Annotated in this window: 9 protein-coding genes and 4 pseudogenes; 10 read left to right on the forward strand and 3 right to left on the reverse strand. The window is 68.6% G+C overall.

What is annotated here, in order from left to right:
- Positions 1-606: 606 nt before the first annotated feature.
- Positions 607-3,315: an ABC transporter substrate-binding protein gene (locus ACWD1U_RS32460; RefSeq protein WP_451112943.1), complete on the reverse strand. Its 2,709-nt coding sequence runs from the start codon at positions 3,313-3,315 to the stop codon at positions 607-609.
- A 623-nt stretch (positions 3,316-3,938) separates the two neighbouring features.
- Here ACWD1U_RS32460 and ACWD1U_RS32465 point away from each other — a divergent pair.
- The 6 genes and pseudogenes from ACWD1U_RS32465 (at position 3,939) to ACWD1U_RS32490 (ending at position 8,144) form a co-directional block, all read left to right on the forward strand.
- A complete protein-coding gene (locus ACWD1U_RS32465; RefSeq protein WP_451112944.1) occupies positions 3,939-4,169 on the forward strand; it encodes an Lsr2 family DNA-binding protein in 231 nt (76 codons plus the stop codon).
- Positions 4,170-4,396: 227 nt separating this feature from the next.
- Positions 4,397-4,742, forward strand: a pseudogene (locus ACWD1U_RS32470) (transposase); the annotation flags it as partial.
- A 68-nt stretch (positions 4,743-4,810) separates the two neighbouring features.
- Complete coding sequence (locus ACWD1U_RS32475; protein ID WP_451112960.1) at positions 4,811-5,791, forward strand: threonine ammonia-lyase; 981 nt, start codon at positions 4,811-4,813, stop codon at positions 5,789-5,791.
- 89 nt (positions 5,792-5,880) lie between these two features.
- Positions 5,881-6,201, forward strand: coding sequence for an antibiotic biosynthesis monooxygenase family protein (locus tag ACWD1U_RS32480; RefSeq protein WP_059417547.1), 321 nt, complete (start codon positions 5,881-5,883; stop codon positions 6,199-6,201).
- Positions 6,202-7,273: 1,072 nt separating this feature from the next.
- Positions 7,274-7,402: pseudogene (locus ACWD1U_RS32485) on the forward strand (GNAT family N-acetyltransferase); the annotation flags it as partial.
- A gap of 280 nt (positions 7,403-7,682) precedes the next feature.
- A complete protein-coding gene (locus ACWD1U_RS32490; protein ID WP_451112945.1) occupies positions 7,683-8,144 on the forward strand; it encodes an NUDIX hydrolase in 462 nt (153 codons plus the stop codon).
- Between the two features lie 376 nt (positions 8,145-8,520).
- On the opposite strand, the gene ACWD1U_RS32495 is transcribed toward ACWD1U_RS32490, so the two are convergent.
- On the reverse strand, positions 8,521-9,258 hold the full coding sequence (locus tag ACWD1U_RS32495; protein ID WP_451112946.1) for a YwqG family protein: 738 nt from the start codon (positions 9,256-9,258) through the stop codon (positions 8,521-8,523).
- 819 nt (positions 9,259-10,077) lie between these two features.
- On the opposite strand from ACWD1U_RS32495, the gene ACWD1U_RS32500 reads away from it, so the two are divergent.
- From ACWD1U_RS32500 to ACWD1U_RS32515, 4 genes and pseudogenes are all read left to right on the forward strand, one after another.
- Positions 10,078-11,343 carry a ParA family protein gene (locus ACWD1U_RS32500; RefSeq protein WP_451112947.1) on the forward strand — a complete coding sequence of 422 codons (1,266 nt, stop codon included), beginning with the start codon at positions 10,078-10,080 and terminating at the stop codon, positions 11,341-11,343.
- Positions 11,340-12,491 (forward strand): ParB/RepB/Spo0J family partition protein, encoded by a 1,152-nt coding sequence (locus ACWD1U_RS32505; RefSeq protein WP_451112948.1) that lies wholly within the window; start codon positions 11,340-11,342, stop codon positions 12,489-12,491. The genes ACWD1U_RS32500 and ACWD1U_RS32505 overlap by 4 nt, the downstream gene beginning before the upstream one ends.
- Positions 12,492-13,118: 627 nt before the next feature.
- Positions 13,119-13,266, forward strand: a pseudogene (locus ACWD1U_RS32510) (pentapeptide repeat-containing protein); the annotation flags it as partial.
- Positions 13,267-14,827: 1,561 nt separating this feature from the next.
- Positions 14,828-15,649: an aminoglycoside N(3)-acetyltransferase gene (locus tag ACWD1U_RS32515; RefSeq protein ID WP_451112949.1), complete on the forward strand. Its 822-nt coding sequence runs from the start codon at positions 14,828-14,830 to the stop codon at positions 15,647-15,649.
- Positions 15,650-15,659: 10 nt separating this feature from the next.
- Here the strand turns inward: ACWD1U_RS32515 and ACWD1U_RS32520 are convergent.
- Positions 15,660-16,403: pseudogene (locus ACWD1U_RS32520) on the reverse strand (transposase); the annotation flags it as partial.
- Between the last annotated feature and the right edge of the window lie 267 nt (positions 16,404-16,670).

Genomic DNA, 16,670 nt, shown 5'->3' on the forward strand with positions numbered 1-16,670 from the left:
CATGCTCACCCGCGAGGCGCGGATGCTGTGGAAGCGCGCAGGGATGCCCGCCCGGACCCACGTCGTCAAGGCCACCCGGCACCCCGGCATGCGGCACGACCTCACCCTGCTGCTGCGCGCCTCGGAGACCGGCCGACCCATCACCGGTCTTTCCCCCCGAAAACCGTCGGTGCGGCGTTCGGCGTGCCCGCGGCCGACATCACCCTCGCGGAGTGCGGGTGCGGTGGCCACCCGCCCGCTAGCGCCCACTCCCCCGCTGCACGACGCCGAAGGGCGCCGGCGGAGAACGATCCCCCGCGAGCAGCGGCTCGCCGCCGAGCGGACCGTCCGCGGGCTCGTGGACCGCGCCCTGTGCGCCGGTGCCGTTGGCCCATCGCCAGGAAGGTGCCGCGGGCACAGCCTGCGGGGCCTGGCTGAATGCCTCGTCTGTCGCGCGCCGCGAAGCTTGCTGGCAGCCGGTTCGGTGTAGACCGCGGGCCGACGACGCCACCGCCGAAACCGAGCCACCCGCTGGTGGCCGCCCCGGGCACAGCAGCACCGGGGGGTGCCGTCGGTCGGCCCCACTCCACCCGGCCCAGGCGCCTGCGAGCCACGCGAGCACCCCGGTCACGACACGCACGGCGGACCCTGCTTCCGGCTCGACTCGCCCATGTCGAACGCCCCGCACACCAGCACCGCCTGCGGCTGGGTACCCAGCTGGCGCAGGATGACCAGCGTCTTGTCCACGGGGGGCGCGTTGACGTCCGGCGCGTAGGCGATGTAGCCGGTGGCCCCGTTGAAGGGGGTGATGCCGCCGGCAAGTGTGATCAGCACCGAGCGGCGCTCGATCCGTTCGTCGCGCGACCGGGCCTGGTTCACCGCGTCCGACAGCACATGGAGGGCGTCGTACGACACTGCCGAATGGCCGTCCTGCCGCCAGGGGTCGGCCCCGGCCCCGTAGGTCCGCACGAACGCGTCGTACCGTGACAGGAATTGCCGGGTCTCGGCGCTCAGGGACGCGTACCCGTCCGGCAGCCGGTGCGCCGAGTAGTACAGGCGCAGCCAGTTCTGCTCGGCGTAGGCGCCGGTCTGGGCCACGTTCGTGAGTTCGTTGCCGCCGAGGACGGTGACCGGGCGGTCGACGCAGGTGCCGCGGTTGTCCATCGCGCTGATGAAGGCGGTGAAGTCCTTGGCCCGGGCCGACCAGTACACGACGGATTGCGGCTCTTCGGCGAGGGCCTTGCACAACTGCCCGGCGAGCACGCTCGCGCTGGTCAGGGTGGGGGCGCCGTCCGGTGTCTGCGGGTCGAAGTCGCCGTCCTGGTTGAAATCGAAGACGCGCGTGGTGCCGGGGAACGCCGACACGAAGCGGCCGGCGAGGCTGCGGCTGTAGAGGTCGGCGGAACTCCGGATGACGATGGCGCGCCGGGCCGGGGAGCAACTGTCGCTGTCGTCGTGCCGGGCCACGATGTTGGCGCTACTGGCGAAGTTCGCCTCGATGCGGGCCTCGCGCTCGTTGTCCGGGGTGAAGGGCCAGTAGCTTTTGGTCGCGTTCCCGGCCAGCATCTCGTTGGCGGTGGCCGTCGTGCCGACGGTGGGGATGCCCTCCCGGCCGAGCACCTGGAGGGCGGCGCGCGTCTCGGCGCGGCTCTGTGCGTACGCCAGGACGCCGACGATCTTCTCATGGTCCTCGGCGTTCTTCTCGTCGCGCACCTCGGCGACCAGCTTCCCAGCCTCCGCCACGGCGTCGCGGTACGCCTCACCGGTGTTGCGCACGTCCACGCGCAGCGGGACCGTGTTCTCGTCGGAGCCTGCGTCCTGGTTCAGCTGCTGCTGCCACATCGCGATGCCGTGCAGTTCCGGGATCGTCCCGTCGAAGCGCATGTCGTCCTCGCTGCGCGGCGGGCTGGAGACGAAGGCGACGACGGTGCGCACGTCCCGGCCCTTCGCGGCGTAGGCCTCGGCGCGCCGGTTCTGATCGGCGATGGCCTTGAGCGCACCCCTGTACCAGCCTTCGGCGTGCAGCGGAACAGGGCGGGAGCGGGCCTGGGCGGCGACGGAGGCGGTACCGCCGACGCAGCTGCGGTCGCCGCCGTCACGGACCCGGTCGGCGGCGACGCCGCCCGCCGTCAGGGCGAGTACGGCCGTACCGGCGAAGAGCGCGGTGGTGGTACGCCAGCTGGTGCGGAAGCGACGGTGCGGCTCCACCCGGGCGATGGGCAGCCCCGGCCCGGTGAGGGACGTCTCGTCGAAGGTGAAGGCCACCGGGGTGCCGTCCTGCGACCCGAGCGCGGTGGCGGCCTGGGAGAGCCTCGACTCGCGGGCACCGAGCTCGGCCATGAGCGTGTCGTCCGGTCTGCCGACGGCGACGACGAGCGGTCCGGGCCGAGGGGCGGTGTCACGCAACTCGTGCAGGACACGCAGGAACCGCTCGGCGCGGCGGGCCCCGTCGGCACCGGGTGGCGGCACCTCGACGAGGAGCACGGACCGGGCCGTGCGCCGTCGCCGTTTGGGCAGGTACCGGCCGGTCCTCGGCGTGGCCAGATCCTCCAGCAGAGCCCTCAGCAGGAGCTTTTCCAGCGTCTGCAGGGCCTGCTCCTGGTGCCGCTCGTCCGACGCCGTGCGCAACCGCGGCGCCTGGGTGGCGGCGACGTGGGCCATCACCTGGTACAGGTCGCGACGCCCGCCTGCCTCCCGCATCCCGCCGAGCCAGCGCCGTATCACCTTCCGGGAGATCCGGCGGGACCAGACCCAGCGTGGCAGATGGCAGGTGAACGACAGCCAGAAGACTTTCAGCAGCCAGCCCTTCACGTCGCCGCCGTCGGGCGACACATCGGTCGAGGCCGCCCTCGGTAGACGCCCGAGCAGACCCCGCCGCTCAGCCTGCTGTCGGTCGCAGGCGTGCCGGCGCAGTTCCTCGGCGTACCCGCCGACCGACTGCTGGGGACGTTCACGGATGTAGGTGACGAGCGACCGCACGACGTCGAAGTGCGGATACCGGTCGGGTGTCATGCGCCGCGGTGTGCCGTTCTCCAGCAACTGTCCCGCCTGCTCGGTGAGCATCACCGGCTCCTCGGCGGCGGACACGAGCGCGTACGGGACGAGCGGACCGCGGTCGTCCAGCGGCCTGTGCAGCGCCCGAAGAACGCGCCTCGTGCCCTCCTCGCCCGCCGGGCCATCCGTGGCGATGCGGAAGACGAACAGCGGCGGCCGGGTGTCCAGGCGAGCCGGGTCGGCCGGTGTGATGGCGGTCGGATAGTCACTGACGAAGATCTCCGCCCCGGCGTTGACCGGGTCGGGGAAGAGCTCGTCGGATTCACCGCGAAACGACGTCATGCGGAAGGCCCCCGTTGCCGACTGCTCGCTGCACTCTTGCGGATTGCAGAATGTATGCCCAGAACATGCCCATTCACAACGGCTATTGACATACCATCAGGTCTTGGTCACAGCGTTGGATCGCCCACGAACCCACCGAGGCCCGCCTCGGACGGTTCGCCTCCGACGTCCAGCCCAAACGCCGGCGCGACGACGACCATGCCTGACTTCCTCCACCCGGAGGCCCCCATGAGCAACACCCAACGCGACGTCGACCACGCCTCTCCCACCCCGAACCACCCGCGTCCCCGCTCTGGCATCGGCACGGCGCGAAGGCCCGGCCGCTCACCGACGCCCAACGGAAGCCCAACGGAAGCGCAGCCGCGAGCCGCTGGAGATCGCCCAGTGCCAGCCCCGCACCACCGTCGTGCAGGAGGGACAGTCGATGGGCACCGACGGGATCGAGGCCCTGCTCCCCTGGGCGAAGAAACACCCCGCCGCCAGCCTCCGCAACCGGGCTGCCCGCGTCCGCAGCGACCTCCGAGCTGACCGAACGCCGCGTCGCCGACACCGCGCAGCGGGAGGCAGAGGTACGTGTCGCCAAGGCCGCGGCCGAACTGGAAGCCGCGCGGGCGCAGCGCGCGGTGAAGGCCGGCGGCCACGTCGCCACGACGGTGCAGGCGGCCACCTCCCGGCACCCGCCCCGGGCCCGGCGGCTCGGACCGGCAAGCGCACCTCGGAGGGCGCTGGCCGCGATCCGGACGTGGGCGCGCGCCAACGGCTACCAGGTCGCCGACAAGGGCGACCCGGCCAAGGCCGTCCTGGACGCCTACGACGCCGCCCACCGCACCAACGACCTGGCGGACGCGAGCTGATGAACGCCATAACCGCTCGCTCTGGACGGCCACCTGGCCGCCGACCCCGGCCCCGGCGACCGTGAGGGCACCGTCTCCTGGCGGCTGACCTGCTCCGCCGGGACCGACCACCTGGTGAAGACCTCGCCGGGCGGCAGATGGCCCCGGAATTCCTCCACGACACCCAGATCCTGGGCGCGGCCGTGGATGCCGGCATCGACACGAGCCACTGGGAGGAAGGCCACACCGAGGCGTTCGCGAAGACTTACGGCGCGAAGTGGCCCAAGGCCGTCGCGAGATCACCGAGGACCGGGAGCAGCTGCTGGCGTTCTACGACTTCCAGGCCGAGCACTGGATACAGCTGCGGACCACGAACCCCATCGAGTCGACGTTCTCCACGGTCAAGCTCCGCACCAAGGTCACCCGCGGTGCCGGCAGCCCGGCCGCCGCCTCGCGATGGTGTTCAAGCTGGTCGAGTCCGCGCAGGCCCGCTGGCGGGCGATCACCGGCACCCACCTGGTCCCCCAGGTCCGCGCGGGCGCCCGCTTCGAGAACGGCGTCCTGGTCGAACGCCAGGAAGACGCATCCGCCTGATCATGCGTCAGCCGATTTACCACTCAATTGCCCATGGAACAGCGCCGGCGGCCCTACGCTGCTGTGTCATGCAGGAGACGCGCCTCGACACTGCTCGGATCCGGGCGGCTCGCCGGGTGATCGACCCGATTTTTCTCGACACTCCGCTGTACCGCTGCGAGGCGCTGGAGCCCGACCTCGGGTGCAGGGTGAGCATCAAGCTCGAAACGGCGAACCCGGTCCGCAGCTTCAAGGCCCGCGGCACCGAGGTGGTCGCGAGCCTGCTCGCCGACCATGGCCCGCGAGCCGTGGTGTGCGCCAGCGCGGGCAACCTCGGCCAAGCCCTCGCCTGGTCCGGTCGCGGCCGGGGGCTCGACGTCACCGTCGTGGCATCCCGCTTCGCGACTGTGGCCAAGCTTGATCGCATCCGCGCACTGGACGCCGGGTTGGAGCTGGTGGACGGCGACCACGAGATGGCTCGCGAGCGGGCGGCGGCCATCGCGCGCTGCGACGGCATCCGGCTGGTCGAAGACAGCCTGGACATCGAGACCTGCGAGGGCGCGGCGACCATCGGCTTGGAGCTGGTGGACACTGCGCCGTCGTTCGACACCGTCCTGATTGCTCTCGGCGGTGGGGCGCTGGCCACCGGCGTGGGTCATGTGGTGAAGGCCATGGCGCCCGAGGTCGAGGTGATCTGCGTCCAGCCGCTGGGCGCACCGGCGCTGACACACTCGTGGCGCCAGCGGCGCGTCGTCACCACCGACTCGACCAACACCATCGCTGACGGCGTCGCCGGCCGGTGTCCCATCCCGGCCGTCCTGGACGACCTCCTCCTGGTCGCTGACGACGCGGTCCTGGTCCAGGAGGCGTCGATCATCGCCGGTATGCGGATGCTCCTCGACCACGCCGGCCTCGTCGTCGAACCGTCGGCCGCGCTCGGCATCGCGGCGATCCTCGAAGACCGTGACCGCTTCGCCGGCCGACACGTTGTCACCATCGTGTGCGGCAGCAATGTCGACGTGGACGCCTATCACCGCTGGGTCGGTTTGGCTCCCGTCCACGGGTCTTGACCATTGCTCGCCTGGAAGAAACGCGGTGCCGATGCCCGTTGCTCCCTGTGACAGACACCATTCACAGGGCCTGCGAGGAGATTGTGAGCATGACTGAGATCAGCACGGGTGGTGACCTGGTCACTTACATCAATGTCTTCACCGTCGCTCCCGAGAATCAGCAACGTCTCATCGAGCTGCTCCAGTACATGGCGCGGGAGGTCATGCCGAAGCAGCCTGGGTATGTGCAGGCCAATATTCACCGGGGTCTTGAGGGCACTCGAGTGGCCAACTACAACCAGTGGCGCTCGCAAGCGGATCTGGCGGCCGCGCGCGAAGACGCCGACGTGCGGGCGTGCATGGAGCAAGTACTGAAGATCGCGACGCTCGACCTCGTACCGTACGAGGTCGTCTCCGTACACCGGCCGTAGGTTTGCGGCCGGAGGGTTTACCAGTTCTGTGTGCAGACTGCTGTTTTGTTGTGGTATGCCGCCACAGCGGATGTTCTGCTCGCTGCGGAAGCGGGCGGGTTCCTTGCGCTGGGCGGCGAGCATGTCGGGGCGGCGGGCGTCCGCCTTCCGCCAGCGCAGGTAGCGGCGCAGGGCTCAGGCGTGCGCGCCATCAGCGCAGGTGATCGCGGCTAACGTCCCGCCGATTGATGACACGGACAAGGGCATTCGGCTCCCGGACACGCTCCTGCGCGGTATGTCCGGTCAACCACCCCCTTGGCCTGCAAGGCGAGCACTCGACCGTGTGGTGGAAGAACCCACGTCGTAGATCGCTCCGAGTGCCTCGTGGGCCGGTCCCGTCCGCAGGTGGACGAGCGTCACCAGGGCCCGGTGGGTGAAGACGCGCTCGTACTTCGGTCCGGCGCCGTGACGTTCTCGGCCGCGGCGTAGGCGAACACGTCCTCCAGTGTCCGTAGCCGAACCATGCCGCAGAACGCACGGTGAGACATGACAGCACGAGCCTGCTTGTTCTTCACACGTCAAGAACCTGGCGGGGCGCTCCCATGACACGCCAGAGTCCGACGGATCGCTTGGTCTGACCTCACCCGTATGCGACCGACTGGATAGCGGAAGCACAACATGGCCGGGGGCGGCGCTTTGACGAGTTCAGCTCTCCCCCTCGGCGCAGGGCACCTGCCCGAGCGGCGCTGTCCGAAGCGGAGATCCGCGAAGCGGAGGCGGAGCTGGGCGAGCCAACACCCGGGCTGGGCGGGGGCGGCAGCCCGATAGGTGAACCCGCGAACCACCGGCCGATCGGGACTCTCGGTCACGCTCATCGCGGGGCGGGTGCGTGACCACGAAGCGGGGGCCGGTCTGCTGACTGGTCCTCCCCCGCGCTGCTTCTTGCATAGCTTGTTCTACGAGTGATTACGGCGTAATCACTCCCGGCGCGATGCACCAAGGCCCGTCAGGGTGCGCGGTGAAACGCACCTGTTTTGATCGCTGGGCACGCCAACGTCAGTCGGGCCGCACAGGCCCGAACCGTTCATCACAGGTCGTCGCATCTGATACCGCGGCGGCAGCCCTGTATGAGCGCCTGGGCTGGGAGCTGATGGCCACAGTCGAGCTGCAGTGGAGTCCGCACCAGACGGTGGCCAGCCGCTGTTACGCAGCACCATCGTGACGTGGTCAGTCATAGCCACTCGCTGATGGCGGCGACGAGGACGGTCGCCTCGTAGCGGACCGACCGCGAGCTTGTCGTACCGGGCTCGAGGGCGATTGTCAGTGGCCCCTGCCAGCATGCGCAAGTGACCTCAACTGACCACTCACTTACCGCACCTGACGAACGACCGCGGGGCCACCTACTGGCGCTGGTCGGTGCGATCGAACCCTGGGACCACCTGGAGCGCACTCATGTGGATGCCACCAGGCAGTGGATCGCCAGTGGAGCCCCGCTCTACCGAGTGCGCAAGCCGGACGTTCCGGCGAAGCACTTGGTGAGCTACTTCGTCGTCCTCGACGACACGCGGGGGCAGCTGCTGCTCGTCGCGCACCGCAAGGCGGGCCTGTGGCTGCCGTCCGGAGGACACGTCGAGCCGGGCGAGGACCCTTGGGCCGCGGTGGTCCGCGAATGCCGCGAGGAACTGGGCATCGAGGCCGTGGCATCGCCGATCACCGGCGAGCAGCCACTCTTCCTCACCGTCACCCCAACCCAGGGGCAGCACACGCACACCGACGTCTCGCTCTGGTACCTCCTCAATGCGGAAGCCCACACCATCACGTCCTACGACCACAGCGAGTTCAACGCAATCCGGTGGTTGACCGATGAGCAGGTGCTCAAGGAGCCGGACGAGGTGCTCGACCCTCACATGCACCGCTTCACGCGCAAGTTGCAGCACGCCCGGACCAAGGGGCATCGCAAGTAGTCGGCGGCGGCTGTTGGCGGAGCCGTACGGCGTTGCTAGGCCAGGGGCCGACCCAGCACCGCCACGCTGCACGCCAAGCTGGGTCGGCGAAACCAGACTGGCGACCAAGTGCTCGGAGCCAGGCTGCTGCCGTCACAAGGGAGTCCTTGGCCGGGAGTGATTACGGCGTAATCACTCCCGGCGGATGCCTTGCCGCGGGTGAGGTGATTACGACGTAATCAACCAGGGGCCGAAGGTCGGCTCAATGGTCTGACCAACGAACGTGCGTGGCGGCTGGCTGTCGGCCCCTGCCCACGTCACATCGAGGATTGGCGGGCGACCCGACGTCGTCCCTGACGAGGTCCGGGAGAATGGCTGCCGAGCACTCAGGGGGACTTCAGCTGCACTGCCAGGTGAACATCGCCCGGTCAAAGCGCCGATCGGTCAGGTCCTGCGGACGGATCAGCCAGTACAACGCACCGCAGTCACCCCACATCATGCCCGCGGCATCCTCACTGTCGAACTGCGCCAGTAGCACCCAGCTGCCCGCCTCGTCCGACAGCCGGGGATCCCCCCAGGACACCCTGCCTTCCAGCACAGCTTCTGCGATCTCTATCTCCACCGGGTTCTGCACCGAGTGCGCATAGCCGCCGACCTGGTGGCCCACTGTGTCGTCGAATTCCCACAGCGCGTCGAGGAACTCCTGAGTGCATACGGGATGGTCGTAGCGCTGCCCGAGCGGAGCACCCGGTGCGAACGTCTCCCGGATATGCGGATGCCAGGGCTCAGCCGCCGTCATCTCCACCCGCGCTGTCAGCGGCACCAGCGGATACGGCTGGAGCTCCCCCGGTGTTTCCCGATCCGGCACACCTGCGCCTTCCGGAACGTAGAGCACGCGAGCGCCGGCCCAGCTGTCCCGGTCCTCTGCCAGCACGAGAGCATCGCCGTCATCGAGCTGACCGTCGAAGTAGAAGAACAAGAGAGACCCGGACTTTGGCAGGTCGATGGCCAGTGTCTGGGAGGGAAGCGCCGCGCATTCGATCGACGCAATGAACGAGAGGGGCCCGTGTCCCTCCCACACGGGCCAGTCCACTCCGGTCGCGAGCTTCGGCTGACCGCCGAGATGGCCGGCCACGCTGTCCGAGCCCGTAGCTACGCCGAGTCGTACAGATGGTCGCACCAGCTCCAACCACCTCTCGGCTATGCCGGGGGGCAGATGCTCGGAGGCGAGAGAGCGCAGAGCTTCGTGAGATCCATGAATCATGCGCCTGATCATGCAAGACACCACTGACAGACGCCTCCGTCACCACGCGACCTGAAGCTCACAGCGGAGTCGTGGAACGGCACTGCCTTGTGAGTGCAGGCACCTATCCACCGGCGACCCGACCGCCCGTGCTGCCCGCTCGCCAGCGACTCACTCTCAAGCCCCCCGCCGTGTTGACGGCCTCTCCTACGGGGCCGTCAACACGGGCTCCGGAACGGCCGTTGCCCCCAGCCGCCTTATTTCCCGATCGCTTCTCCGGCGCGGCCGCGAGTCGGGCGGCGATGTTTGATCCGACGCCGGCGGCCGTGCCCGTTGCCGCCCCGTAGCCGCGAGGCACCACGCCGACGTGCCCGCCATGGCCACCGGCATTGCCGCCCAGGGCGAAGCGGGAGCGTGACATGAGCTGTCTTGAGCCGCAGTACCCGGTTACGGCAACGCGCCGAGCGCTGTGAACCGCCGGGGGAGTACGGGCCTTTGCGTGGTTCGGGTCCTGTCCGGCGAGTCGCGTGAGTCAGTCGGGCGTCACACGGCTGGGCTAACTGCTGGCGTGCGGTTGCGGTGCTATGTGCTCAGTTTGCCGGTCGAGTGATTACGGCGTAATCAGCCGGGGGAGTGCTTGCGGCTCACCAAGTTGGTCTAACTAACGTGTCGATGGTGTCAATGATCTACAACGTTAGTATGGTGTCCTTCATGAGTTCGCCAGCCACCTCCAGCGACCGCGAGAAGGTCGTCTCCAAGCTGCCGGGATGGCTCCGGCAGAACCTCAAAATCAGAGCCGCCCAGCACGGCATCGAGATTCAGGCCGCCGTCGAACAAGGCATCACCGACTGGTGCAGCCTCGCCTCCACCCCCGACACCGTTGACACCGCAGGCGCCGACTCCTTCTCCACCTTCCTGCCCCCCGGGCAGTGGGAGGAGTTCCGGCAGATCGCAACCGACCGGCGTGTCTCCCTGATCCAGGGCCTGGCCCAGTCCGTCCAGTTGTGGCTCGACGCCAACCCAGCCCCCAACATCGAGCGACCCGCGATCACCCGACGCATCGTCGTCTGCAACCAGAAGGGCGGAGTCGGCAAAACCGCTGTCACCGCCGGACTTGGCGAGGCACTGGCCGAAGACCCCAACAGACTGCACCCCGTACGCGTCGCCAAAGCCCTCACCAAGGCCCTACGCGCGAGCGAGACGCACAACGACCAACCGGAAACGGGAGCCGACCCGCTCGACATCGAGAACCTGCCCGGCCTCGGCCTCCGGGTACTCCTCGTCGACTTCGACCCTCAGTGCCACCTCACCAACCAGCTGGGCGCCAGCCCGCTGCCGTTGAACGGTGACAGCCTCACCAACCACATGGCCGGCGACCCCAAAGGCGATCTGCGCGACCTCATCGTCTCCGTCGACGACGAAACCTTCGGTGGCCGCCTCCACCTTCTGCCCGCCTGCAACGACGCCTTCCTCCTCGACGTACGCCTGTCCGCCGTACGAGCCCGGGAAGCCGCGCTCGAGAGGGCCCTTGCCCCACTCGAAGCTGATTACGACGTAATCATCGTCGACTGCCCACCCAGCCTCGGCCTCAGCATGGACGCCGCCGCCTACTACGGCCGACGGCGCGACAGCGAAAAGCCCGGCCAATCCGGGGCCCTCATCGTCGTCCAAGCCGAGGACAGCTCCGCCGACGCCTACGAACTGCTCACCACTCAGATCGACGACCTGCGCGGCGACCTCCAAGTCGACATCGACTACCTCGGCATCGTCGTCAACCTCTACGACTCCCGCCGCGGATACATCGCAACCTCCTCCCTCCAGGGCTGGGTGGACATAAAGGATCCGAGGGTGGTGGGACTCATCGGAGACCTCAAGGAACAGAAGGAAGCAGTCCGCGTGAAGAAACCCCTGCTGTCCTACGCCCCCAAGTCACAGCAGGCCGTCGGCATGCGCGCCCTGGCAAGGGAGGTCTCGTGAGCAAGGCCGACCGACTGGGCTCCGGCCGGTTCGGCGGGGGAGTGCGCACGGTCAGCGCACGCCGTCAGGCCGTCGCTGCCGCCACGGGCGTCCCCACCGAGGGCATCGCCCCACCCGCGGAACTCCCCGTCCATCGAATCAGCCTCAACCCGGACAACCCCCGGTCCGACCTCGGTGACCTCACCGACCTCGCGGGCAGCCTGAAGACCCACGGCCAGAAGCAGGCCATCACGGTCATGAACCGCGACGCCTACATCAAGGCCAACCCGGAACGCGAAGGCGACCTCGAGCCGGACACCACCCACGTCGTCGTAGACGGCAGCAGCCGCCTCGCCGCAGCCCGCGAGGCCGGCCTCGACACGCTCAAGGTCATGGTCAGCGACGACCAGGGCTCCACCCCCGAAGAACTTCTCGAATCCGCCCTCGTCGCCAACATCCACCGCCAAGACCTCGAAGAACTCGACGAAGCCCGCGCCCTCCAGCGCCTCCTGGAAATTCACGGCAGCCAGCGAGCCCTCGCCAAACGCCTCCACCGCTCCCAGGGCTGGATCTCCCAGCGTCTCGCCCTGCTCAACCTGAGTCCTGAACTCCAGGCCCGCATCGGTGAGGACCCCATCGATCTGCTGCGGGCTGTCGGCAACAAGCCCGTTGACCAGCAAGTAACCGCCCTGGAAGAACTCAAGGCGGAGCGCGCGGCAAAGGAAGAGGTGGCGCGCACGTCCAAACGCCATGCGACACAACAGACAACTACTGCTCGCGAGGAAGACACCCCGGGCCGGCCTGCCGGTGATTACGGCGTAATCACCGGCTCCGCGGAAGAGGGCTCGTCAACCAACAGCCAGGATGAGTCACCAAAGCGGGAGGGGGAGCCGCCGCAGAGTCCGGCAACATCAGACACAATCCCCGAGCCCCGCGCCGACTCCCGCTCGTCGAAGGGCAATAAGGCGAGCCTGGAACAGCAAGCCCGTCGGGTGCCGTTCGACAGGCCCGGGGAACTCGCGTTGCTGCTGGACGTGAGGGTGGAGGCCGACGACGCCTTCTTCACGCTCCTGGAACTGCTGACCAGCAAAGCACTCGACAGGGACCCAGCGCGGGCTGGTGAACTGGCGCGCTCCTTCGCTGAGCAAGCCGCAGCACGGGCCGGCTGACTCGGCAGTGCCCTTGCTGCGTAGACGGCCTCATCCTGCAGGGGATGGGGCCGTCTGCATGGCTTCGGCTACAGGAATGCGGGCCCGGCGGGGCTAGGCGGTGTGGAGACGACGGCGGGGCTGCTCCAGCGTGACGAGCAGGGCGCAGGCCTTGGACAGGCACGTGGCGTTGGCGCTGAGCCAGGCCAGGTCCTCGGCCACGGTGACGGCCTTGTTGCGGAGGTCGTCCTTGGACTCGCGGGGCGGGTGAGCAGGCGGCTGCGGTGCGCGTATTCGTCGGCGCCTGCGTGCAACTGCTGGGCCGCGATATCTATAGGGCCCGCAAGTACGCCCCGGGCCCGGCGCTCATCGGGTGTGGGTCGCTGGGGGTGGGGTCGAGGTGACGTGTCTGATTCCGGCCCCGGTGCTGCCGGCGGTCAGGGCCGCCGAGGCCAGCCGGGCGGGCCAGCGGCTTGGACATCGTGTGGGCCGTCGCCCAGGGTGTAGAAGCGCGCGGGGAGGCCGGTCGGCCAGTGCATCACCGCCAGCATCGCCGTCGCAGACGGCCCGAGTGGGGGGTTGACCGGACACCTGCGCTGAACCGTCCTGCTCTGGGCTCGAGAGCCCTCCGAGCCCCGGCAGCCTCGGAACACCACGCTCAACTCAGTGGTGTTGCGCTCCAGCGGACAGGATCTGACCACCGCAGGGCACCACATCGAGATGGCCTCCCGCACGACCGAGCCCGGTCCTTTTGATCTTGGCGGTTCCGGCTGTCCGCAACCGCGTCGAACGCTGACTCAACGCTCCCTTTCACCGAGTTGCCGCTCCGTTCGGCCGGGGGTGAGCGGCTGCCGGGCTGGTAGCCGGGGACGCATTTGATATCGCCCTGTCGGCCGACGCGATCGAGCCGAATCGAATCAATGTGCACGAGCGCTGGGAAACGGACGAGGATCTCGAACGCTTCCGTGGGTGTGGGCCCGGAGCCCGAGCAGACAGCTCAAATCCGCGACGTTGAGGTGCGCAAATACCGGATATCCGGTGTCGAGGCCCCGTTGGCCATGCCCCTTCAATCATGATCGGAGCCAGATGAGGAGCATGGCGGCGATGACGGTGCCGAGCTTGACCCGAGACAACTGCCGCCAGCGCCTGTCACGGTGATTGAGGCAACAGTGCCGCTGCTGGAGTTGGCCAACGCCGGGAGGACCGAGCACAAGGCGCTCAGCGACTCACTCCTGGCGGTGGAGCCGCCGGCCTATCCCACCCGCGAGCAGCTCGCCGCCCGGTACCTCGCGGGCTGCGGCCGGCCTCTAACCCGGCGACTTGCGCACACACCGGCATGAAGACGGCACTGCGGCAGTCGTCTGCCACATCGATGCGGGCGCGATCCGGGTCTTTTCGCATGTCATGGACACTGCGCGCAGTCCCGCAGAGGGCAGCCTCGATGAGGAAGCTGTCCTCTCTTTTGCCTTGGAAGTGACGCTGCACAGCCTGCTCGTTGGCATACGCCAGGTGGAGCTCCGTTCCCTCGGCAGCGAGGGAGGGCGGGAGGGGCTGGGCCGGGGCGGCCGGAAATCGGGGTGCGCCCGCCGAGAGTTGCGCGCCGCCGGTCGGGGCCGCCGCGCTGCGCCGCCGTCACAGCGGTGGTGTCTGGAGAGGGACGTTGGTGGGGGAGAGGTCAGTGCGGAGGCGGTGCAGGCTGCGGGTGACGCCACCGGCCGACGGCGTCACGGGCGACGTCGACACCGACCTCCACCACGAGCTCGTGCTGAACGCACGAGCGACCAGGCACCACTACGCCTTCAGGAGTCATGGAGATCCCGCCCGGCTGAGATCCTCCCCTCACCGGCACGCCGGCCGTGAGCTCGACGATCTGTTGACGGCGTACAAGGTGGACCAGACCCGCGCGGCAACCGTCGCCAGGTGCTGAAAGCCCGGGCCGAAGCCCACATAGCTCAGAGAGGGAGAGGAGCGCCCATGGTGGATCGGACACACCGGCCGAGCAAGCGCTCGCCCGTTCATATACGACCGGTGACGGGAGCGTGAGCTTCGACGTCACCGATCTGACGGTGGAGCGCCGTCCCGGGCGGCGCCGCTGTGCTGGCATACCGACTCACGGTGGAACGCCCGGGCGACAGGACGAACGCTGGGCAGTCGCACTGCCCTTGGAGGACAGCTCCTTCGCCGATGTCCTCGCCTCGCTCGCCCCGGAGCCCGACCGGCTTCAGCCACTCGTACACCTGGTGCATGCTCTGCTGGAGGAGTGGGGGACACGGAGGGCCACAACCGACAGTCGGCGAAGATGGGCCGCCGCCAAAACCGGTGGTACGCGGTCCTCGGACGGGAGACACTCACCAACTATGTCGACGACGCCTCCGCCCGGCCCGCTGTGTACGCGTGATTCACTCGCCTCGGAGCTGCGTGACATCGGCCTACGCCCGGGTGAGACACTCCTCGTTCACTCCTCCCTCAGCTCGCTCGGCTGGGTCTGCGGCGGCCCCGGCGCTGTTGTGTTGGCACTGCTCGACGTCCTCGGCGACGACGGGACGTTGGTGGTGCCGACGCATTCTGGGGACAACTCGGATCCGGCGAACTGGAACAGTCCGTCCGTGCCTGAGGCATGGTGGGCGGACATCAGGGCATCGATGCTGCCTTACGACCCGCGCACCACGCCCACGCGCGGTGTGGGCGCGATCCCCGAGACCGTCCGTAACTGGCCAGGGGCTGCCCGCAGTGCGCATCCGCAGACCTCATTCGCGGCCATAGGCCCGCGCGCCTCCACGATCCTGGACGGCCACGCTCTGCACTGCCGGCTTGGTGAACGCAGTCCGCTTGCCCGTTTGGAAGACGTCAGGGCGCGGATCCTCCTGCTGGGCACGGGCTTCGAATCCTGCACGGCGTTTCACCTGGCCGAGTACCGGATTCCCGCACCGCAGGTCGACAACTCCTTCGCCATCATGACCCCACAGGGCCGCCGTTGGACCACCGTGCGAGATACGGCGATCACCGATGACGGCTTCGATGACCTGGGCGCGGCCTTCGAGCAGGAGCGCCCCATAACACGAGGTACGGTGGCCGCAGCCGAAGCTCGGCTGTTCTCCCTGACTGACGCCGTCGCATATGCCCAGGTCTGGTTGGCCGAGCACCGCCCAAGCGCGGCACCGATCCCAATGCTGTCCTGAGAGTAGATCAGCTGGTGCGCTTGGGTTTCCTCGTCCAGTTGTCGGTGTGCTGGGGCTCTTGCGGGTCAGGCGTCGGGTCATCATGGTGATGAGTGCCCAGTTCAGGTGGGCTTCGGAGTGCTGGGGCAGGCGTTCGCAGTCGCGTACGTTGCGGCGGGCGTTCATGCACCAGCCGATCGTGCGCTCGACTTTCCAGCGGCGGGGAAGGACGAGGGTCCTTTGGTGCCCTTGGGCCGAGAGATGACGCGCAGGGTGAGCCAGAGGCGTTCGCGGGCCCAGTCCACGAGGTCGTCGGCGTAGCCGCGGTCGGCCCAGACCTGGTGATCTGTGGCTGAGTGAGACGCAGTCGTTTTCGCGGCGTCGTAGCCGCGACTGTTGCGGCTGATGGTGGAGGCGCCCTTGACCGACTGGGAGTCCACGATCAGCGTCACCGGGTGCGGGCAGCGGCCCTTGCCGGTGCGGATCCTCCGGCGGAGCTGATCACGGATGTAGGTGACGGCCCTGGCTCGGTTCCACCGCCAGAAGAACCCGCAAACCGTCTTCCAGGGTGGGAAGTCCGCAGGTAGAGCCCGCCATTTCACGCCGTTGTCGACGATGTAGCGGATGCCGTCGACGATCTCTCGCCGGGCCATTTCTCCGGGTGGCCGCCGGTCTTGGTCTGGCAGGTCGGGACCGGCAGCAGGGGTTCGAGAAGGGCCCACTCGGCAACGGAGGTGTCGGACGGGTAGCGGCGGCGACGGGGAGCAGCGGGCATGGCGGGCTCGGCAGAGGTGATCGGCTGTGGACGGGGGCTATTGGGGAGAGCTGGGCGAGGGTGGCGCGGACGCCGGTGAGCTGGGCGGTGGCGAGCTGGGCCCGTTCGTCGTCGGGGTCTCGGGCCAGGTGCGGATCGAGCGTGCCCGTGATCACCCGGGTCAGTCGGCCGAGGATCTGCCGGAACTGCCGTTTGTCGTACTCGATCCAGTCCGCGGGGTCGTCGGAGAACAGGTAGCCGTCCCGGCGAGACCAGGTGATCGGCGTC

This window comes from Streptomyces sp. NPDC002788 (assembly GCF_053592115.1).